Consider the following 20540-nt stretch of genomic DNA (forward strand, 5'->3'; position numbering starts at 1 on the left):
TCGCACTAATTATTCTTTTGTTTTTTTATTAAATGTATAGCTTACACCAAATTGAATCATTGATGTTGTCATTTCATAAGATACACTAGATCCAGGAATAGCTCCTAAAGTATTACTTGCGGAAATTTGTCTTGGATCTAATATTTGACCTTCTGTCGCACCATTACTATCACCATAATGATAAACAGCATCGATGTTCCAAGTATCGTTTATTTCATAACTTAAACCAAATTGGTAAGCATTTTTAATGACTGCTGTAGCAGGAATATTGAAAAATGTCAGGTTTTCTGGAATTGGGTTAGAACTATAAGTATAACCAAAACGTAATGGTAATTTATTAATTCCTTTATACTGAATACCTGCAGATAAAATAGAGATATTTTCCCAACCAAATCCAGCAACTGATGCTGTTGGCGTCCATCCAGTTTCAGAGAAACCGTCTGTATTTTCATAATCTACTCTTCTAAAATCAAACGCTAAATCAACATCTCCTTCGGAATACCCTAACCCAACAGAAAAAATTGCTGGATAATCCATTTGGAATTTGTTTTTAGCCGAAGAACCGTCAGGATACGTATTATCAAATTCAAATTCACTAAACTTTTGAGCCGTTTTGTACGAAGCTCCAAGTTTTAAACCAAAGCCTGAATCATAAAACAACCCAAATTGGGCACCAAAACCTATAGCTGTAGCTTTATCTGTTGTTGGGTAGCCAGAGGCATTTGGATTAGCCGTTGGATTAGGAGCTAACTCTAAAGCGGCATAGTTTACATTTGGTTGTATCCCGATAGAGAATTTATCTGAAACCTCATAAGCATAAGATAAACCAATTTGTAACAACATATAATCTGATTCTATACGTCCAAAACCACCAGCATTTTGTGGAAAGTTAATGGGGTTGGAATTTTCAGCAGGGTTGTAATTAGGGTTAAAATTAACCATTAAATCTTGTGGATAATTTGTGTTTTCTGGAAACGTTACACCGAATCCACTAATACCAAAAGCAGATACACCAAAAGTATGTTTGCTGCCTTCTTTACCCCAAACCATGGCTAAAGCAGGCAAAGGTGATATCCCTCTATCATCTTCAGTATTCCCACCAAAAGGACCCATTGGTGTTGGAACTGTAGAAAATAATTCAGGTGATGAAAAGAATAAACCAACATCCAGTTTGATAATTTTACTATCAAAAGTTGAGAGTGTAGCAGGATTCCATTGCATAGCTCCAGAAATATCAAGAGGTTGCGCCGTTGCAGCTCCACCCATAGACATGTTTACGGCGCCAACGCCTTGCATAATATGACCTGCCTGGGATAAAACTGATACGGAGAATAGTAAAAATAACGAACGTAAAATGGTAGTTTTCATAACTAAGTTATTTAGAAGAATTCAGAAAATATTTTTAGAGTTGAATTCTTATAGTTAATAATTGATTGGTAAAATTACTTTGAGAATATGCTCTTATCTATGACTTTTGTCACGTATTGATTCTTTTTTTTAAAAGCAACCCCTTGTGTAACAAAGGTTACACAAGGGGTTTGTGATGCATTTTGTCATAATTTGATGATTGCCTCGTAATTAATTTTACAAAGTAATTATAATAAAAAATAAATAGGATTGTAATTACATTCTAAAGCAAAAAACAATGCGAACTAGTTCAATTAGTTCGCATTTTTAATATCATAATATTTGATAGAAAACCTATCTATTCATGTTTCTTATTTGATCCACAAAAAGATCTAAATCAGCACCATTATGTACTAATGTCATCGCCTTATCAATAATGTATTTTACATTAACCGCATGGAAACCAAGTCCTACAGCAATCTTTTTCAAAAGCGAATGTTCAGGGTCTCCTTTAATCGTATCCACATGCACCATACGCACTAAATCGTACAAACGCTCTAAACGCAAATCGTAAGATACTGGCGGATTAATCGGGTGCGAATTATAACTCTTCAAAATAGCCTTATAATCATCCTCACCTATCTCTAAACGCTGTGCCAAACGGTCTAAAAAGGCTTGCTCTTCAGATGTAATTATACCATCATCCATAGCCACACGAACAATTGCAGCAAAATGGCTCTCATTACGCTTTTTAAACCCACTATCAAATAAATTCGAAAACGACATATACTTTTTTTTAGTGCTGCAAACCTACATATTTTTTTTAAGATTTTAAATTGAAATTTTAATTTTTTGGGCGTTACCCAAGGGTCGGGCTTTCACTACTCGCTCCCTCCTGCGTCGGGGAGCTCAAACATGCCGTTCAATCCCTAACGCGAGCGCAGAACACCTTTCAAAAATCAGAACAAACAATTGTGAATTTTCTAGAAAAAACAAGACAAGCCCTAGCTAAACTATAAAATAAGAAATGGTATAATAATCCGAAACCGTATATTTGCAAATCAAAACAAAATTAGGTGAGTAAAAACAGTATCTCTCAAACCTATTTACAGACTTTGCAAACGCAGAATCTGCAAAATGCTATTACCCAAACTCAAAGTAAAACACATTTAAAAGGACTTGTAGGGTCTTCGTTTTCCTTTGTTATTTCAAGTGTTTTTAAAGCAACCGAAAAGCCTTTTTTGTTAGTTTTTAACGATAAAGAAGAAGCTGCACATTATCTAAACGATTTAGAACAATTATTAAATGATAAAGATGTGCTCTTCTATCCAGGAAGTTACAGACGGCCATACGAAATTGAAGAAACAGATAATGCCAATGTGCTCTTACGTGCCGAGGTTTTAAACCGCATCAACTCGCAAAAAAAACCAGCCATAATTGTTACCTATCCAGATGCGCTTTTTGAGCAGGTAGTTACTAGAAAAGAGTTAGAGCGCCATACACTTAAAGTTGGTGTAAATGATAAACTGTCTATTGATTTTGTAAACGAAATGTTATTTGAATACAAATTTAAACGTGTCGATTTTGTTACCGAACCTGGAGAGTTTTCAGTACGTGGTGGAATTGTAGATGTCTTTTCATTTTCGCATGATGAGCCTTATCGTATCGAATTCTTTGGTGATGAAGTCGACAGCATCAGAACGTTTGATGTGGAAACCCAATTATCCATCGAACAAATAAAAAAAATCAACATTATTCCCAATGTTGCGAATAAACTTTTAGAAGAAAGCCGACAAAGTTTCCTGAAATATATTGCACAAAAAACAGTAATCTGTTTAAAAAATGCAGACTTAATATTTTCTCGAATAGACGATTTTTATGGCAAATCAGAAGAAGCTTTTAAAACACTTTCACAAGATATAAAGCACGCCGAACCTCACGAATTATTTTGTGATTCAGCATTGCTAAAAAAACAACTACTAGATCTTACCATTATTGAATTTGGTAGTACGTCTGTTTTTAATGCTAACGACATTGCGGGTAAAACGTCGCAGTCTGTTTCATTGGAAGAAGTCACATTCAACACCACACCACAACCCGCTTTCAATAAACAATTCAATCTGTTAATAGAAGATTTAAATACCAATCACGAAAACGGATATAAAAATTATATTGCTTGTGTTAGCGAGCAGCAAGCCAAACGGTTTCATGATATTTTTGACGACTCTCATCTTGATGTAAAAGGATATCAAACTATTATTTTATCCTTGCATCAAGGTTTTATAGATCACGACGCCAAAATAGTATGTTATACAGATCATCAAATATTTGAGCGTTATCATAAATTTCATCTTAAAAATGGCTACGCAAAAAAGCAGGCCATTACACTAAAAGAGCTCACCAATTTAGATATTGGCGATTACGTCACACACATCGATCATGGTATTGGGCGTTTCGGCGGACTCCAAAAAATAGATGTTGAAGGCAAAAAACAAGAGGCTATTAAATTGGTTTATGGCGAGCGCGATGTGTTATATTTAAGCATTCATTCGTTACATAAAATCACAAAGTTTAATGGTAAAGACGGCAAACCACCCAAAATTTACAAATTGGGTAGTAATGCTTGGAAAACCCTAAAACAAAAAACGAAAGCACGTGTAAAACATGTAGCTTTTAACTTAATAAAATTGTACGCCAAACGTAAAACCAAAAAAGGCTATCAGTACAATCCAGATAGTTACATGCAACACGAGTTAGAAGCGTCTTTTATTTACGAAGATACCCCAGACCAAAGTACGGCAACTGCGGATATTAAAGTGGATATGGAAAGCGAACGCCCTATGGATCGATTGATTTGTGGCGATGTTGGGTTTGGTAAAACCGAAGTTGCTATTCGTGCCGCGTTTAAGGCGGTAGATAACGGCAAACAAGTTGCAGTTTTAGTACCAACTACTATTTTGGCTTATCAACACTCTAGAACCTTTAGAGCGCGTTTAAAAGACTTCCCGGTTACTGTAGATTATGTTAACCGATTTAGAACTGCTAAAGAAAAACGAGAAACTTTAGAGGCCTTAGAACAGGGTAAAGTCGATATCATAATTGGAACACATCAATTAGTAAATAAAAATGTAAAGTTTAAAGATTTAGGATTATTAATTGTTGATGAAGAGCAAAAATTCGGTGTCGCTGTAAAAGAAAAATTAAAGACTTTAAAGGATAATGTAGATGTATTAACCTTAACCGCAACGCCAATTCCAAGAACGCTTCAGTTTAGTTTAATGGCAGCACGAGATATGTCTGTAATTACTACGCCACCTCCAAATCGTTATCCAATTGAAAGCAATGTAATCCGTTTTAATGAAGAAACTATTCGTGATGCTGTGAGTTATGAAATTCAGCGTGGCGGTCAAATATTCTTCATTCATAATCGCATTGAAAATATTAAAGAAGTAGCAGGCATGTTACAACGTTTAGTCCCCGATGCTAAAATAGGTATTGGTCACGGACAAATGGATGGAAAAAAATTAGAACAACTTATGCTGGCGTTTATGGATGGTGCTTTTGATGTTTTGGTGAGCACTACTATTGTGGAAAGCGGACTCGATGTTCCAAACGCCAACACTATTTTTATAAATAATGCCAATAATTTTGGGTTAAGTGATTTGCACCAAATGCGAGGACGCGTAGGGCGAAGCAATAAGAAAGCATTTTGTTATTTCATCACACCAGAATATTCAGCCATGACAGATGATGCTCGAAAACGTATTACAGCGTTAGAGCAATTTACAGAGTTAGGAAGTGGTTTTAACATAGCCATGAAAGATTTAGAAATACGAGGTGCGGGCGATTTATTAGGTGGCGAGCAAAGTGGATTCATCAACGAAATCGGGTTTGATACCTATCAAAAAATCCTAAATGAAGCCATAGAAGAACTTAAAGAAAATGAGTTTAAAGATTTGTATGATGAGGATGAAGCCGATAAGGTTTTTGTTAAAGACGTCACGATTGATACCGATTTTGAGTTGTTGTTCCCAGACAGTTATGTAAATAATATTGCAGAACGCCTAAAGTTATACACAGCACTAAACAATATAAAAACGGAAGAAGAATTGCATACCTTTGAAAAGGCACTAACTGACCGTTTTGGAGAATTGCCAGAACAAGTGACCGATTTATTAAATAGTGTCCAAATAAAGTGGTTAGCTACCAAAATTGGATTCGAAAAAATAATTATGAAAAAGGGTAAACTGATTGGCTATTTTATAAATGACCAACAAAGTAGATTTTATAAAAGTGCTCATTTTACTAAGGTTTTACAATTTGTTCAAACACATCCTCAATCTTGTAAAATGAAAGAGAAACAAACACGAACAGGTTTACGTTTAATGCTAAGCTTTGAACACATAAAAACCGTTAAACAAGCTCTAGAAGCTTTAAAACCTATTGTGGCTTGATTATTGATTTTTAATTTGAAAATGATTTTATATAAATGAAACGTTTATTTGTTATAACACTTTTACTTCCTACCATACTTTTAGCACAACATACTATTAAGGGTGTATTTTCGCCGGCAGAAGAATATAATTTTGCCTTATTGTATAAAGTAAATCCTACCATCTCTGATTATGTTACAAATGCGGAAATACAAGAAGATGGAAGTTTTGAGTTTAAGCTGGACTCCACAAACACCAAAGGCATGTATCGTTTAGTTTATGCAGTACCTCAAGAAGATTATAATTTTGATATTATTTATAATGGAAAAGAAGATATTGAACTCGCTTTTAATTCTGAAACAGGTGTAGCGTTTCAGAAATCGACTGAAAATAAATTGATAACGTCTTACACGAATAGTATGTCTATGGTTACCCAAAGTATTGGTAACTATTTTAGTCAGGAGAGTAAGGATACCATAGCTTTGAAAGCTATTTTTAAAACACAAAGAGAAACCCAAGCAAATTTTGAAAAGGCAGCAAAAAACACAAGAGCATTAGCTTTCATTAAGGCCAATAAACCCTACATACCAAAACATATTGAAGGCGTAAATAAGTATATCAACAATTTAAGAAATCATTATTTTGATCATGTTGATTTTAATAATCAGACACTTCAGAGTTCTAATTTTCTAGAAGAGCGCATGCTGAATTATGTTTTTGGAATGTCTTCTGAGACTAAAGATGAACAATCAAGCTACATAGAGAATATTAATGTGGTTTATGGTCATATGCAATCTGCTCCAAAAGAAGTTAAGCGCATATTATTATTTGATTTATGGCAACAAATGTCTGATTTAGGACATGAATCTGTAGCAAATTACATTGCTGAAACCTATTTAATGGATATTGCCGTAGCACTTAACGATCAAGAGCTTTTGCAATCATTAATATTGTATCAAAACCTTTCAAAAGGAACTGTTGCTCCAGATTTTGAAGTTGAAATTAAAGAGAAAGATAAGCTAGTTACAAAAAAAATGAGCGCTTTAAAAGGTGCTGAAAATTATGTTATTGTTTTTTGGAGTAGCACATGTCCACATTGTTTAGATGAAGTGCCACAACTACAAACATTCGTAAAGTTGTTAGGAGAAGATAAAGTACAAGTGGTCGCTATTGGTTTAGAAGACGAACCTTATGGATGGAAAAACTTAACCTATGATTACCCTAATTTTATACATGTTTATGGCGAAGGAAAATGGGATAATGAGATTGGTAATGCTTATGGCGTCAGTTCAACACCAGCGTATTTTATTTTAGATAAGGATAAAAAAATCGTTTCAAAACCTATAAACTTTGATGTTTTGAAACAGTATTTTAAAACAGAAGAGGAATAGTTTTTAGAAATGATAAAAAGCGTTCTCTAAATGCTCAATATTAAAGCCTTTACCTTCTTTAACAATCGCTATAATATCAAAACGGACTTCAACATCTAAATCATTTACCGTTACATATTCATCCACTGCTTTTACTAAACGTTGAATCTGTTTGGGTTTTACAAAATCTTGTGGATCTCCAAAATCTGTAGTCGAACGTGTTTTTACTTCAACAATAGCTAGAATCTTATCTTTTTGGGCAATAATATCTACTTCTGCCTTATCAAATCGGTAATTGCGTTCAATGATTTTATAGTTATGTTTCAGAAGAAAATCAACTGCGAGTTGCTCACCTTTTTTACCGAGTTCGTTGTGTTTTGCCATAATGCTAAAATAAAAAAGTTTATTGTTATTCAGAAGGAGGCACGATTGAAGAATCTTAAAGTGTCATCATTTAAAAAAGATATATACTTTTTTTTTGTACTCAAAATTTAATACTTTTTTTATAAAGTAGATTCTTCGCTATACTCTGAATGACACATTACCCTCTAAACAAAAAGAAATCATCTTTCATATGTTCAATTTGAGCATCTTCATTCGTAATAATATAATCTATAGCTTGAGACGTGAAATCTTCACCCTTTTCAGTTAAAGACACAATATTTTTATCAAACTGAATCATATTGTTTTTTAAGGCTAAATCTAAAACAGTTTTGGAGCGTACTTTTTGCCAATTGATATGTTCGTTGAGGTGATTGACATGGCGCTCACGTTCTTCTGTATGATTTTTTAAATGCAATAAAAAGGTTAATAAAGAAACTTCTGTACGTTGTTGTTTTTCGCGATACATGACAGCGATAATGCCTTTGCTTGGGGCAAATAAGTAAACTGCTAAAAATAGTAAACCCAACATGGTGGTTATAGATCCGGCTATTGAAGCATCTAGCCAGTGAGCCAACCAATAGCCCGAAATAGCACTAAAAACACCAAAACAAATGGCGTAAATAAGCATACGCTTTAGTTCGTTGGTCAATAAATAAGCTGTAGCTGCTGGCGCAATCATAAGCGCAACAACTAAAATAGCACCTACGGCATCAAAAGCGCCAACAGTGGTTATAGATGAAACCGTCATCAATCCATAATGTATTATGGCTGGTGAGAATCCTAGTGAAGCTGCTAAACCAGCATCGAATGTGCTTATTTTTAATTCTTTGAAGAATGCAAATAATAAACCTAAAGTAATAATTAAAATACTTCCAATAATCCATAGTGATTTTGGACCTAAATCAACTCCAGAAATGATAAGTCTATCAAAAGGAGCAAAAGCCAATTCGCCTAATAATACCGCATCTACATCTAAATGGACATCATTCGCATTTTTAGCAATCATGATCACACCAATACTAAACAAAATAGGGAATACTAATCCAATAGCGGTATCTTCTTTAACTAAGCCTGTTTTTTGAATGTACTCAACTAAAACAACGGTAATAATTCCTGTAAGGGCTGCAAGTAGTATAAGTAGCGGCGAGTTTAAATCTTGTGTGATAAAAAATCCAATAACAATACCCGGTAAAATAGAATGACTAATAGCATCGCTAATCATGGCCATTTTTCTGAGTACTAAGAATGTCCCAGGAATAGCGCAGGCTATAGCAACTAAGCTTGCAATTAATTGTATTTCAATTTGTGCGCTACTCATTGTTATCGCTTTGTTGGTTGTATAAATTGGAAGCTATTTCAAAGCCTTCTTCTGTTAAACTCCACATCGTACCATCTAAATTCACATAATTTTTTCTAACTAATTTTTGAAGGGTGCCTTTGGTGAATCCCTGAAAGTTGTTTAAGATTTTTATGGCGTGAGGGTGTGAGATATCTTCGTGAGTTTCTGCAATATTATACATAAACGCTAGTGTTTTATGCCATTGTAAATCACGACGATTTTTTATAAAACGGATTTGTTTAAATAATAAACCGCGACTTGGAGAAAATATAAAAGACACTAAAACAAAAACTCCAGCAACAATAACAATAACAGGGCCAGTAGATAAATTATTTTGACTTGCACTAATTGCTGTACCAAAAACACCTGAAAAAGCACCAAAAATAGCGGCTAGGAACACCATGACACCTAGGCTGTTAGTCCATTGTCTTGCAGCAGCGGCAGGGGCTAATAGCATGGCGCTCATTAATACGACGCCTACGGTTTGTAAACCAAGTACAATGGCTAATACAATAAATGTAGTAATTAAAATATCGATAAATTTAGTGTTAAAGCCTAATGTTTTGGTATAATCTGCGTCAAATAATAAGATTTTGAATTCTTTCCAAAAGAGTAATAATACGAATAGGCAAAGACCAGTAACCATGGCCATCATCCAGACATCACTTTCTACTAAAGTTGCTGCTTGTCCAAATAAATATTTATCTAACCCTGCTTGGTTTGCGTTGGGTTGTTTTTGAATAAACGTGAGTAGCAACATTCCAAACCCAAAAAATAATGATAAAATTAACCCTAAGGCGGTATCTGATTTTAAATGCGTCTTACTAATAATGCCCCGAATCCAAAAGGTTCCTATGAGTCCGCTAACTAATGCACCTAATAATAATACATTGCTATCTTTTGCACCTGTTATTAAAAAGGCAATGGCTATACCTGGCAATGCGGCATGGGAAATGGCATCGCCTAAAAGACTTTGTTTTCTGAGTACAGCGAAGCTTCCAAGCATCCCAGTAACTGCGCCTAGTATTGCAGTACCAAGTGTTATCGTTCTTAGCGTGTAGTCTGTAAAAACTAAAGAAAAGTATTCGGTTAAATCGATGGCTAGTAGTTTTTTCCTGTTAGTACAATTGATGATTTGGTATGATACTGCTCTTTTTTCCAAAATCTAAGTAGAAAATCTATATCATTTAGATAACTCTTGTAGGGTTCTTTTTTGAAAAATGAAAGTTTATCTTTAAAGTTGTTTATAAAGTAGTAAACCAATTCTGTTGAATAATTTTGAGAAATTAATAAATGCATAATATCATCTTCACTTTCTTGATTAAAAAACGAATTCTTTTTATCAGGAAAAGCATTTATAATATCAAAATAAATTTCTACTCCGTTTTTTGGATTGAAAAAAACAATAGCTTGTGCATCTTCTGAATTGAAATTTTCAAAAGAATCATCTGGTCCAAAATAACCATCACTTTTTGTGTGTTGTTTTGCTTCTTTTTTTTCTTTTGTTGATAGCTTCAGTGAATGGTTGTAATAATCCATAAAGCGATTTACAAAATCTTTCACTTTTTCTGAATTCATATAAGCAATTGGTGTACCTCCGTTATATTCTAAAAACGCTTTTTCTTGTTTGTTAAGAATGTCTTGGACTTCTTTATAATCATTTAAAAAATTAACTTTTGATCTTTCATCTGCCGAATTTTTTTGATCTAAAATAATATCTGCGTTAAATTCTGAAATACTAAAATTTCCTGAAAACCACCATTCGTCTTTATATTTTACCAATCCAATAAAGAGTATATCATCTTCTTCTAATTCGCTGCAATGATCAAATGATTTTTTTGTCATTTCAAATAACATACCTGATGCAATATATTCTATATAAACAGAGTGAGTATCTTGTTTTTTATATAAAAATAGCCCTGTTATTTTTTCAGAGATACTGGCTATATCTTTCTGGTTAGTATGAGAGTTATCTAATAAATTCTCTACCCAATTTTTAGCATTTAACCCTAAAAGCGCACTGTTTGCGTTAAAAGTAAAATACTCAGTAGATTCTCGAATAAAGCTCATAACCGTTTCGGGGCTTTCATTTTCTTGCTTATTATTTTCTATGATTTCTAAAATTTCAAGATCCATTCTATATTTAATATCTGTATAAAATAAATAAGACTCGAAGAAAACAAACTGTAATAATGCTCTAGATATATAAAAATCCCCATCCTTGTTTTCGAACTCATATAATTTTTTTAAAGTTTTATTTTCTGGCGCATATTCATATTCTTCTTCAAGAATTTGCATGGTTAACTTAGCAGTTATTAGGATGAAATCGTTATGTGGTGAAAAAAAATGATTGTCTTGAATGGTGTTTAGAAAATACCAAGTTAAAAAAGCAACATCTTCAAAATTAATTTCATCGTCTATGTATGTTTCGTTTGTATTGTAAAATGGTAAGTTTTTATTATAAAATTTTTTGTAACAAGACTTAAATGTTTTCCATAGATTAATTCCAGATATGATATCTTCAAAATAACATGTTAAAAAGCAACTAAATACCAATTGATCATCTTTCGATAAAAATTCATTAAGAAATGAATATGTATTTGGATTTGTATTAATGTTGGAATTAATTTTATTTGCTACTTTAAGATAATAAAAGTCTGTATTACTACTATAATGCTGTGGTTTTAAAGCTAACCAATGTTTTATATAAATTTTGTTTTTCATCAAATTTTATTAATTAGGTTTTGAATTTATTTATCCATTCGAGTAAGCACTGTTTACTGTGACTGCGACTGTCAACTCATTTATTCCTGTATGCTTACTTTATAATTAATGCCATAAGTTTTAGTTAAGTTGTCATCATTGAAGATGTCTTTAACAGGACCTGTAGCAATCTTTTTCACGTTTAAAAAAGTTACCCAATCGAAATACTCAGGAACAGTTTGTAAATCGTGATGTACTACAATAACCGTTTTTCCTGCTTTTCTTAATTCTTTTAAAATATTGATAATGGCTATTTCAGTTGTAGCATCTACACCTTGAAAGGGTTCGTCCATAAAATATATAGATGCATTTTGCACTAAAGCTCTAGCCAAAAATATGCGTTGTTGTTGACCTCCAGAGAGCTGACTAATCTGTCGGTTTTTAAAAGCTAACATACCCACTTTTTCAAGAGCTTCTAAAGCCGCCTTTTTTTCTTTTTGTTTTGGGCGTTTTATCCAGCCTAAACTACCATAAGTTCCCATCATTACAACATCTAATGCGGTAGTTGGAAAATCCCAATCTACACTTCCTTTTTGTGGCACATAAGCAACAAGAGAACGTTGTTTTTCGTAGGGTTTATTATAAATACTTACACTTCCAGCAATAGGTTTTAGAATCCCTAAAATAGATTTTATAAGTGTTGATTTTCCAGCGCCATTAGGACCAACAATAGCCATTAGAACGCCTTCTGGGATTTCTAAATCGATATCCCATAGTACGGGTTTGTAGTTGTAGGCTACTGTTAAATCGTCTATTTTTACTGCGATTTTTTGTTCCATTTTCTTTTTTTAATGTTCATTTTGCCTTAGTGCACTATGTATCTTTAAATATCTAGTAGACATTTAAAGATACATACTAAAACCAAAAAATCAAGTTCAAGCCGAGGAATTTTCCAGTTTTTTAAGAAAACTGGAAACCGATTTGAAAACTCTGCGTCGAACCGCGTTCTCCTGTTATTGGAGCTTTTCTTCATCTATTCTTCGCCTTTACGTTCAATTGTGCGAATTGATTTGGGAGTTGACTTTTTATTTTTTTTTCTTTTATTATCAAATAGTTTTTTTAACTTCTCTATTTGCAGATTTATCACTTAATTTCTGCTTTAGGCCTGACCTTGGCTGATAATCTAGCCCTGATAGAAGCGGCATCCTTTTTTGTGTTACTAGATTTTATTGATGGCTAATGCCTTTATGATTGCTATACTTTTAATGTGATACTTAAGCATTGACACAAAAAAGATATAGCGGATAGCAGGAAATAGCTTCAAATCATGTTATTTTAAAGCATTAATAATAGTATTTACGTTATACTCAAACATACCAATATAAGTGCCTTCAATAGTTTCTGCATCTCCCAATGCATCGGAATATAATGTGCCACCAATTTCAACTTGATGCCCTTTAGACACTACAGCAGCTTTTAGGGCTTCAATGGTGCGTTTTGGCACTGAGCTTTCTACAAAAACAGCTTTTACTTTATGTTCTATTATGAACGCCGATAATTTCTGCACATCTTTAACACCAGCTTCTGTTGCTGTTGAAAGCCCTTGTAGGCCTACAACTTCAAAATCAAATGCTTTACCAAAATAGTTAAAAGCATCGTGAGCAGTAACCAAAATACGCTGCTCTTTTGGAAGGGTGTTAATTGTAGCTTCTATTTTGGTTTTTAGTGTATTTAGTTGCTCAATATATTTAGCACCATTAGCTTCAAATGCTTTTTTTTGTTCTGGAATAGCTTCCGAAAGTTTTTCAACTATAAACTGTGTGGCTTGTTTCCAATAGGTAACATCAAACCAAATATGTGGGTCGTAATTTGATGCAAAATAATCTGAACTTATTAAAGTATTTTTGTCTAAAGTATCTGCTATGGCAATAGTTTTCTTGTTTTTCATTTTTTCAAAAACTTCAACCAATTTACCTTCTAAATGTAAGCCGTTATAAAAAATAATATCGGCGTTTGATAGTTTGGTTACATCGCCTTCACTAGCTTTATACAAATGCGGATCTACGCCACTTCCCATCAAACCTTGTAAATTGATATGGTCGCCACCAATGTTTTTAACCAAATCGGTTATCATTGTAGTGGTGGTAATAACGTTTAATTTTCCGTTTTTTTGTTTTTCGTTTTTACAACTGAAAAAGGATAAGGTTATAACAAAGATTAATATTGATTTTTTCATTTTAATTCTTTTTGGTAGGTAATCTGAAGCTAATGCCTCCACTTAATAAAATATCTTGTCCTTTTGTGATGCTTGAACCCACAGTGGCATCTAGTTGGAAATTATTAGAAAGCAAGTAAGTAAAACCTGTATTCCAAAGGTGATTTGCTTTGTTGTTTTCTGGTAAATCGCCATATAATTCGGCATAGGCTCCTAGTTTATCTGTGATGCTATATCCGTATGATAAAGAATAAATATATGCAGCTTCGGGAGAATCGTCGCCCCACTGCGCACCCAAATTATAGGATAAACTCGATTTTTCGTTTAATGTATGTGCAAATGCAAAACGAAAATCGACACCGGTAGTTTCTGGTTTGTAGTCGTTCCCTGCAGTGAATGGGAGGTAAAGATGACTTAAAAAACCAATTTCGGGCATGCCTCCTTTTTCCTCTGAAATGGCAATTTTAGCACCAAGTAAAAGTGGATTGAAACCGCTCATTACATGATCTAATCCTTTTATCTTGCTTTCTACAAAATCCCAGCCTACGCGCAGTTCTAAGTTATCTAAAAGCCCTAACCTTACTAAGGTTGTATTCAATGTGTAGCTTTCGTTTTTAATAGCATCGTCTTTAAAACTTTCGTAAAAAGTACCAGTTTCCACTTGAACATAACCTGCTGGAATTGTTGATGGAGACTCGGTTGCGTCTGGTCTATCTGTTATTAATGCATTTAAGGCGTTGTTATCTTGTTGCGAAAAGCTTAACAGCGACTTTATGAAAAACAATGCTGTTGTTATGTTTTTAATCTTGTTCATTAACATATATAATTGAGGTGAAATCTTCATTTAGAAGAATAGTGTTATTATGAATTAAAATCTGAGTCATTTTATTTTTACTGAACTGTTTCGAAACTAAAATTGAGTTGCCGTATTTTAAACCATGTTGTGCACAGAAATCGAAAAACTCTTTATCATCACTCATTAATCGAGAAATGATATAGCTTTTACCTTCTTCAGTATTTGCTAGTGAAATGGAAGTATCGGTTGTTGTTATTTCTCCACGAGCATTTGGAATTGGATCACCATGAGGATCAAATTTTGGATTGCCTAAATAGTCACTTATTTTATTAGCTAATAGATCTGAAGTTTGATGCTCTAATAATTCCGCTTCTCTGTGGATATCGTGTAATGATAAATCAAAAAGTTTAAATAAAAGGGCTTCCCAAAGGCGGTGTTTTCTAACCACGTTCAAAGCCATTTTAGTGCCTTTATCAGTAAGTTTTAGCTCTTGGTATTTTTCGTAATCGATAAGGTCTTTAATAGCTAATTTCTTAGCCATATCCGTCGCAGCTGCATTTGATATTCCTAATTCTTTAGCGATATTTCCAGGTTTGGTATCGTTATTATCACGTTTTCCGTTTTTGTAAATGGCTTTTACAAAATTTTCAATAGCTACTGACATTCGTTAGGCTTTAAAATATTTTTAAGTAAGCTTAAAAATTTTTCAAATGTAACTAAAAAAAGTTAAAACAGAAAACCTTAAGAAAAGAAAGCAAATTTTTTTTTGGAATCGTTTTTACTATAGGAAGTAAAAAAGCTCTCAACTACTTGATAAGATATCCTATATCGTTTAGATGATAATTAAAAACCAATGTTTAAGAGTAGGAAAATAAAAATTACACGAATTAAATCTGTGATAAAGAAACTAGAGTTTTATTTTTAGATAATATAAAAAACTAATTAAAATGCTAACCGTAAGGATTAATGACAGCCGCAACCATCATCGCCACCACAAGCTTTTTTAGGTTTTGATTTTTTCCAGAAGAATTTTTTAATCAAGAAAGTCATAGCCAAAACCATGGCGGTAAAAACTAATATATTTTGAATGATGTCGTTCATAATTTTTAAGTCGATTAAAACCCTTCCGACTTTCAATTTCTTAGGGAATTGAAAGCCAGCTTCCATCAAAAGGGACGGAATTAGCTGTTATTTCAAAAACTGAAAAGCAATTAAAGCAACAATATACGCAAAAGCGGTCATAATAACCAGTTGTAATATAGGCCATTTCCAAGAGTTCGTTTCTTTTTTTACAATAGCTAAGGTACTCATGCATTGCATCGCAAAGGCATAAAATAGTAATAACGAAATTCCTGATGCAAATGTAAATAATGGCCCCCCTAAAATGGGGTTGACTTCTGCGGCCATTCGGTTTTTTATAGTGGCTTCATCATCGTTTCCAACACTATAAATAGTTGCTAGTGTACCCACAAAAACTTCACGAGCAGCAAAAGAACTTACTATGGCTATACCAATTTTCCAATCATAACCTAAAGGGCGAATAGCAGGCTCAATAGCATGACCAGCAATACCAATAAATGAATGTTCTAACTTATGCGAGGCTATTTTTTGTTGCAGTTCTTCGATGCTTAAATTTTCTGAGGCAAATTGAGTTTTTACGATATTTTCGGCATCATTAAATTCTTTTCCTGGACCATAAGATGCTAAAAACCATAATACGATGGAGATGGCTAAAATAATTTTACCTGCACCAAAAATAAAGGCCTTCGTTTTTTCAATTACGGTTAGCAAAACATTTTTAAAAAGGGGTAATTTATAATTAGGCATTTCAATTACAAAGAACGTTTTACTTTTTATTTTTAAAATCTTATTTAAAATGTATGCTGATACGATTGCGGTTCCAAAACCAATAAGATAAAGTAGCATTAAGGTTAGTGCTTGGTAACTTAAACCAAAAATGCGTCCTTCAGGAATAACCAAAGCAATAATAATAAGATATACTGGCAATCGTGCAGAACAGGTTGTGAAAGGCGTAACTAAAATAGTGATTAAGCGTTCTTTCCAACTTTCAATATTACGCGTTGCCATAATAGCAGGAATAGCACAAGCAGTTCCAGAAATAAGGGGTACAATACTTTTACCGCTAAGCCCAAAACGACGCATAATTCTATCCATTAAAAATACCACACGACTCATGTATCCACTTTCTTCAAGCACCGCTATAAATAAAAATAGAAAAGCAATTTGTGGAATAAAAATAACAATGCCTCCAAGTCCGGGAATAATACCTTCAGCCAATAAACTAGTAAAAGCCCCCTGTGGTAATTGATTTTTTGTCCATTCGCTTAATGACGCAAATAAGCTATCAATAAAATCCATGGGCACGCTAGACCAATCATAAATAGCTTGAAATATGGTGAGTAAAATGATACCAAAAACAACATATCCCCAAACTTTGTGTGTTAAAATTCTATCGAGTTTTATGCGTAAATCTTTAGCTTGACTTAAGTCTATTGATTGCCCTTTATCTAAAGCGTTATTTATAAATTGGTAGCGTTTTATGGTTTCCTTTTGCTGTAAACGTTTTAAATCGCCTTTACTTTTTGTTTTAAAATCGGCAACAGCATCAATTACATTTCTATCTGTTTTTCCAAAGTTTACATCTTGAGTGATGACTAACCAAAGTTTGTAAAGTAATTGGTTTGGAAACGCCTTTTTCAAATTCCCAAAATAATCGGGGTCAATTTGTGTGGTATCAATACAAGGTGTAATAGAAACTTCTTTATAGTTCGAAATTAGTAGTTTAAGCTTCTCAATACCTTTGTTTTTCCGGGTACTAACCAGCGCAATTTTCGTATTCAGCTTCTCTTCTAAATAATCAATATCTAAAGAAATACCCTTGTAACTCATTCGATCTGCCATATTAATAACTAACAGCGTCGGGATTTCTAAGTCTTTAATTTGAGTAAAAAGTAAAAGGTTTCGTTTTAAATTTTCAACATCGGTAACTACAACAGCAATATCCGGAAAATCTTTATCGTTTTTATTAAGTAATAGTTCGATAACTACATTTTCATCAAGAGAAGAAGCGTTTAAACTATACGTTCCTGGTAAATCAATAATATGCGCTTTTACGCCACGCGGAAGTTTACAAATCCCCTGTTTTTTTTCAACAGTAATACCCGGATAATTTCCAACCTTTTGGTTTAAGCCTGTTAAAGCATTAAACACAGAGGTTTTTCCGGTATTCGGATTACCAATTAGCGCCACGTTAATTTGTTTACTCATGCGCCTTTTTTTCAATTAAAATAAGAGAAGCCGTTTCTTTTCTTATAGCCAAATGCGATCCATTAATATTTAAATACATGGGGTCTTGAAAAGGCGCAACCTGAACAAGTTCAACCGAATTACCAGGTAAACATCCCATTTCTAATAATTTTAAAGGGATGTAAATAGATGAAACATCAGTAATAATGGCTCTTTCCCCACGTTTTAATTGTGCTAAAGTATCTTGCAAGCTTATTTAGATTGATTTTAAAGAAGCAAAAATAAGGTAAAATTTTAGAAGGGAAAAGTTTAGAAGTTTAAAAATAGAAAATAATTATTTAGGCGTCTGCCTGCCGGTTGTTAGGTTGCTATAAGAGTAGAGCTTTATGATGTAAGTTCTCGTTAGTAACTCAATCTGGGCTTTTCTTTTCAATCCTTAACGCAATCTACAATCAACATCTCATATCTTAGCAATAAACCAACTTATTATTCCTGCTTTAAAATTTGAATATCCTCAAGAAGTCTGTCAATGTCATCAGTATTAGTGCCATCATAAAACCCGCGAATCTGTTTCTTTTTATCAATCAACATAAAATTTTCGGTATGTACCATGTCAAAAGGACCGCCATCGCCATTATCTTTAACAGCTAAGTAGCTTTTACGAGCCATTTTATAAATGGCTTTTTTATCACCAGTTACTAAGTTCCATTTTTTATCATTCACGCCCTTTTTAATAGCATAACGTTTTAATTGTGCTACGCTATCAATTTCTGGAGTAACAGAGTGTGAAAGCAGCATGACTTGGTCATCATCTAAAATTTCTTTTTGAATATCTGCCATGTGGCTTGTCATAATCGGGCAAATCGTTCTACATGTTGTGAAAAAGAAATCGGCAACATATATTTTATCTTTATAATCGTTTTGAGTAATGGTTTTGCCATTTTGATTTGTGAAACTAAAATCGGCAATTTTATGATATTTTTTTTGATGTTGAATAGTGCTATCAACCAACTCTGTACTAACCATAGTAGGTTGATAAATAGGAAGCGGTTGGTAAACATTTAATGTATTATAAATAATAGCAATTATTATAATCGAGATAAGGCCGAACACTATTGCGAATATCTTATAATCCTTAAAAAATGAAAGCATTTTTAGAACTTTAAAATTAAAACTCCTGTAAAAATACGATGATTTTTACTTTGAATCCATGTATGGCAAGCTTAAATTATTGTTAAATCAGATTCCATTAGACGAATGACTTTTTAAACTTGGTTTAAAAGCTTACTTTTGCACGATTATAAAAAATGGTTAATCTATATATGGAATTTGTTATAAAAATTTCTCAGTTTTTACTAAGTCTTTCGTTGCTTATTATTTTACACGAATTAGGGCATTTTATCCCAGCAAAGGCGTTTAAAACTAGAGTAGAAAAGTTTTACTTATTTTTTGATGTAAAGTTTTCATTATTTAAAAAGAAAATTGGTGATACTGTTTATGGTATTGGTTGGTTGCCCTTAGGCGGTTATGTGAAGATTGCTGGTATGATTGATGAAAGCATGGATACTGAGCAAATGGCACAAGAACCACAACCCTGGGAGTTTCGTTCTAAACCCGCATGGCAACGTTTAATTATTATGTTAGGTGGTGTTACGGTTAATTTTTTATTAGCCATTTTCATCTACATTGGTATGAGTTATTTTTATGGAGATACTTTTCTGCCAAATGAAAACATAAAAGACGGATTAGAAATTGAAAACACGGTTGCTATTAAAGCAGGTTTACAAACAGGTGATAAAATATTAGCTGTAGATGGCGATGAGATAGAGACATTTTCTGAGATTCCAGAGAAAGTATTATTTGGGAAAGAAATTCTTATCGAAAGAGATGGGGTTCAGTCAACCATAAAAATGCCAGAAGATTTCTTAGCACAATTATTAGATTCCAAAGAAAAAGGACTCATAAAATTAAGACAACCCTTTATTGTGGTTCAAGTTCCAGATACATCTTTTAATAAAGTAAGTGGTTTAAAAAAAGGCGATATAATTGTTGGTTTAAATGATTACCCAACTAAATATACTGATGAGGTTAAAATAGCATTAGAAAAGTTTAAAGGTCAAACAGTTTCTGCCACGGTTAAAAGAGAGGAACAAAAAATCATATTGCCTCTTAAGGTTAGTGAAGATGCTTTGTTAGGATTAGTAGTTGCTGGACAATCAACATCAAAAACATTGGAAGCTTTAGGATATTATGATTATGATGTTAAAGATTACGGCTTTTTTGAGTCTATTCCTGTTGGTTTAAATAAGGCTAAAGATAAATTAGTATCCTATTGGGATCAATTAGGCGCTATTTTCACACCAAGCACAGGGGCTTATAAAGGAGTAGGGGGCTTTAAAGCTATTTACGATATCTTTCCAAGCTTTTGGAGCTGGCAAGTATTTTGGAGTATTACAGCATTTTTATCCATTATGTTAGGGGTTTTAAATTTACTGCCTATTCCTGCCTTAGATGGGGGTCATGTAGCATTTTTACTTTATGAAATGGTGTCTGGAAGAAAGCCTGGAGACAAATTTATGGAGTATGCGCAAATGGTTGGTTTCTTTCTTTTAATAGCTTTAGTTTTATTTGCAAATGGGAATGATATTTATAAAGCGATTTTTGGATAAAATTTATTTAAAAAATA

General features: G+C 33.2%; 17 protein-coding genes. 3 read left to right on the forward strand and 14 right to left on the reverse strand.

Annotated features, from left to right (window positions below; genetic code table 11):
* Positions 1–9: 9 nt before the first annotated feature.
* Positions 10–1368, reverse strand: a complete 1359-nt coding sequence (locus P8K68_RS00100) for an outer membrane protein transport protein (RefSeq protein ID WP_300246985.1) — start codon at positions 1366–1368, stop codon at positions 10–12.
* Between the two features lie 333 nt (positions 1369–1701).
* Positions 1702–2133, reverse strand: a complete 432-nt coding sequence (locus P8K68_RS00105) for a TerB family tellurite resistance protein (RefSeq protein WP_300246986.1) — start codon at positions 2131–2133, stop codon at positions 1702–1704.
* 290 nt (positions 2134–2423) lie between these two features.
* On the opposite strand from P8K68_RS00105, the gene mfd reads away from it, so the two are divergent.
* On the forward strand, positions 2424–5801 hold the full coding sequence (mfd, locus tag P8K68_RS00110; protein WP_300246988.1) for a transcription-repair coupling factor: 3378 nt from the start codon (positions 2424–2426) through the stop codon (positions 5799–5801).
* A 35-nt stretch (positions 5802–5836) separates the two neighbouring features.
* Entirely contained in the window at positions 5837–7171 is a 1335-nt protein-coding gene (locus P8K68_RS00115; protein ID WP_300246990.1) for a TlpA disulfide reductase family protein, read from the forward strand.
* Positions 7172–7174: 3 nt separating this feature from the next.
* Here the strand turns inward: P8K68_RS00115 and P8K68_RS00120 are convergent, their stop codons facing one another.
* From P8K68_RS00120 to P8K68_RS00175, 12 genes are all read right to left on the reverse strand, one after another.
* Positions 7175–7534 carry a YraN family protein gene (locus P8K68_RS00120; RefSeq protein WP_300246991.1) on the reverse strand — a complete coding sequence of 120 codons (360 nt, stop codon included), beginning with the start codon at positions 7532–7534 and terminating at the stop codon, positions 7175–7177.
* 157 nt (positions 7535–7691) lie between these two features.
* Positions 7692–8852, reverse strand: coding sequence for a metal ABC transporter permease (locus P8K68_RS00125; RefSeq protein WP_300246993.1), 1161 nt, complete (start codon positions 8850–8852; stop codon positions 7692–7694).
* Complete coding sequence (locus tag P8K68_RS00130) at positions 8845–9972, reverse strand: metal ABC transporter permease (RefSeq protein ID WP_300247050.1); 1128 nt, start codon at positions 9970–9972, stop codon at positions 8845–8847. The genes P8K68_RS00125 and P8K68_RS00130 overlap by 8 nt, the downstream gene beginning before the upstream one ends.
* Positions 9973–9974: 2 nt before the next feature.
* Positions 9975–11597 (reverse strand): DUF3843 family protein, encoded by a 1623-nt coding sequence (locus tag P8K68_RS00135; RefSeq protein WP_300246995.1) that lies wholly within the window; start codon positions 11595–11597, stop codon positions 9975–9977.
* An 80-nt stretch (positions 11598–11677) separates the two neighbouring features.
* The gene (locus tag P8K68_RS00140) at positions 11678–12415 is read right to left on the reverse strand and encodes a metal ABC transporter ATP-binding protein (RefSeq protein WP_300246997.1); all 738 of its coding nucleotides are present in this window, start codon (positions 12413–12415) and stop codon (positions 11678–11680) included.
* A 491-nt stretch (positions 12416–12906) separates the two neighbouring features.
* Entirely contained in the window at positions 12907–13812 is a 906-nt protein-coding gene (locus tag P8K68_RS00145; protein WP_300246999.1) for a zinc ABC transporter substrate-binding protein, read from the reverse strand.
* Between the two features lies 1 nt (position 13813).
* The gene (locus tag P8K68_RS00150; RefSeq protein WP_300247001.1) at positions 13814–14605 is read right to left on the reverse strand and encodes a transporter; all 792 of its coding nucleotides are present in this window, start codon (positions 14603–14605) and stop codon (positions 13814–13816) included.
* Complete coding sequence (locus tag P8K68_RS00155) at positions 14592–15251, reverse strand: metal-dependent transcriptional regulator (protein WP_300247003.1); 660 nt, start codon at positions 15249–15251, stop codon at positions 14592–14594. Before P8K68_RS00155 ends, P8K68_RS00150 begins: the two co-directional genes overlap by 14 nt.
* 299 nt (positions 15252–15550) lie before the next feature.
* Positions 15551–15688, reverse strand: coding sequence for a FeoB-associated Cys-rich membrane protein (locus tag P8K68_RS00160; RefSeq protein ID WP_300247005.1), 138 nt, complete (start codon positions 15686–15688; stop codon positions 15551–15553).
* An 87-nt stretch (positions 15689–15775) separates the two neighbouring features.
* Entirely contained in the window at positions 15776–17875 is a 2100-nt protein-coding gene (feoB, locus tag P8K68_RS00165) for a ferrous iron transport protein B (RefSeq protein WP_300247007.1), read from the reverse strand.
* Entirely contained in the window at positions 17868–18104 is a 237-nt protein-coding gene (locus tag P8K68_RS00170) for a FeoA family protein (RefSeq protein ID WP_300247008.1), read from the reverse strand. The genes feoB and P8K68_RS00170 overlap by 8 nt, the downstream gene beginning before the upstream one ends.
* Before the next feature lie 236 nt (positions 18105–18340).
* Complete coding sequence (locus tag P8K68_RS00175) at positions 18341–19006, reverse strand: SCO family protein (RefSeq protein ID WP_300247010.1); 666 nt, start codon at positions 19004–19006, stop codon at positions 18341–18343.
* Between the two features lie 170 nt (positions 19007–19176).
* Here P8K68_RS00175 and rseP point away from each other — a divergent pair, with 170 nt between their 5' ends.
* Positions 19177–20523, forward strand: a complete 1347-nt coding sequence (gene rseP / locus P8K68_RS00180) for an RIP metalloprotease RseP (RefSeq protein WP_300247052.1) — start codon at positions 19177–19179, stop codon at positions 20521–20523.
* The last annotated feature ends 17 nt before the right edge of the window (positions 20524–20540 follow it).

The sequence above is a fragment of the Algibacter sp. genome, assembly GCF_029245835.1.
Taxonomy (GTDB): domain Bacteria; phylum Bacteroidota; class Bacteroidia; order Flavobacteriales; family Flavobacteriaceae; genus Algibacter_B.

Coding starts and splice junctions, on each gene's coding strand:
- P8K68_RS00100 (WP_300246985.1), bottom strand. CDS start 1,368: ATGAAAACTACCATTTTACGTTCGTTATTTTTACTATTCTCCGTATCA.
- P8K68_RS00105 (WP_300246986.1), bottom strand. CDS start 2,133: ATGTCGTTTTCGAATTTATTTGATAGTGGGTTTAAAAAGCGTAATGAG.
- P8K68_RS00115 (WP_300246990.1), top strand. CDS start 5,837: ATGAAACGTTTATTTGTTATAACACTTTTACTTCCTACCATACTTTTA.
- P8K68_RS00120 (WP_300246991.1), bottom strand. CDS start 7,534: ATGGCAAAACACAACGAACTCGGTAAAAAAGGTGAGCAACTCGCAGTT.
- P8K68_RS00125 (WP_300246993.1), bottom strand. CDS start 8,852: ATGAGTAGCGCACAAATTGAAATACAATTAATTGCAAGCTTAGTTGCT.
- P8K68_RS00135 (WP_300246995.1), bottom strand. CDS start 11,597: ATGAAAAACAAAATTTATATAAAACATTGGTTAGCTTTAAAACCACAG.
- P8K68_RS00140 (WP_300246997.1), bottom strand. CDS start 12,415: ATGGAACAAAAAATCGCAGTAAAAATAGACGATTTAACAGTAGCCTAC.
- P8K68_RS00145 (WP_300246999.1), bottom strand. CDS start 13,812: ATGAAAAAATCAATATTAATCTTTGTTATAACCTTATCCTTTTTCAGT.
- P8K68_RS00150 (WP_300247001.1), bottom strand. CDS start 14,605: ATGAACAAGATTAAAAACATAACAACAGCATTGTTTTTCATAAAGTCG.
- P8K68_RS00155 (WP_300247003.1), bottom strand. CDS start 15,251: ATGTCAGTAGCTATTGAAAATTTTGTAAAAGCCATTTACAAAAACGGA.
- P8K68_RS00160 (WP_300247005.1), bottom strand. CDS start 15,688: ATGAACGACATCATTCAAAATATATTAGTTTTTACCGCCATGGTTTTG.
- feoB (WP_300247007.1), bottom strand. CDS start 17,875: ATGAGTAAACAAATTAACGTGGCGCTAATTGGTAATCCGAATACCGGA.
- P8K68_RS00175 (WP_300247010.1), bottom strand. CDS start 19,006: ATGCTTTCATTTTTTAAGGATTATAAGATATTCGCAATAGTGTTCGGC.
- rseP (WP_300247052.1), top strand. CDS start 19,177: ATGGAATTTGTTATAAAAATTTCTCAGTTTTTACTAAGTCTTTCGTTG.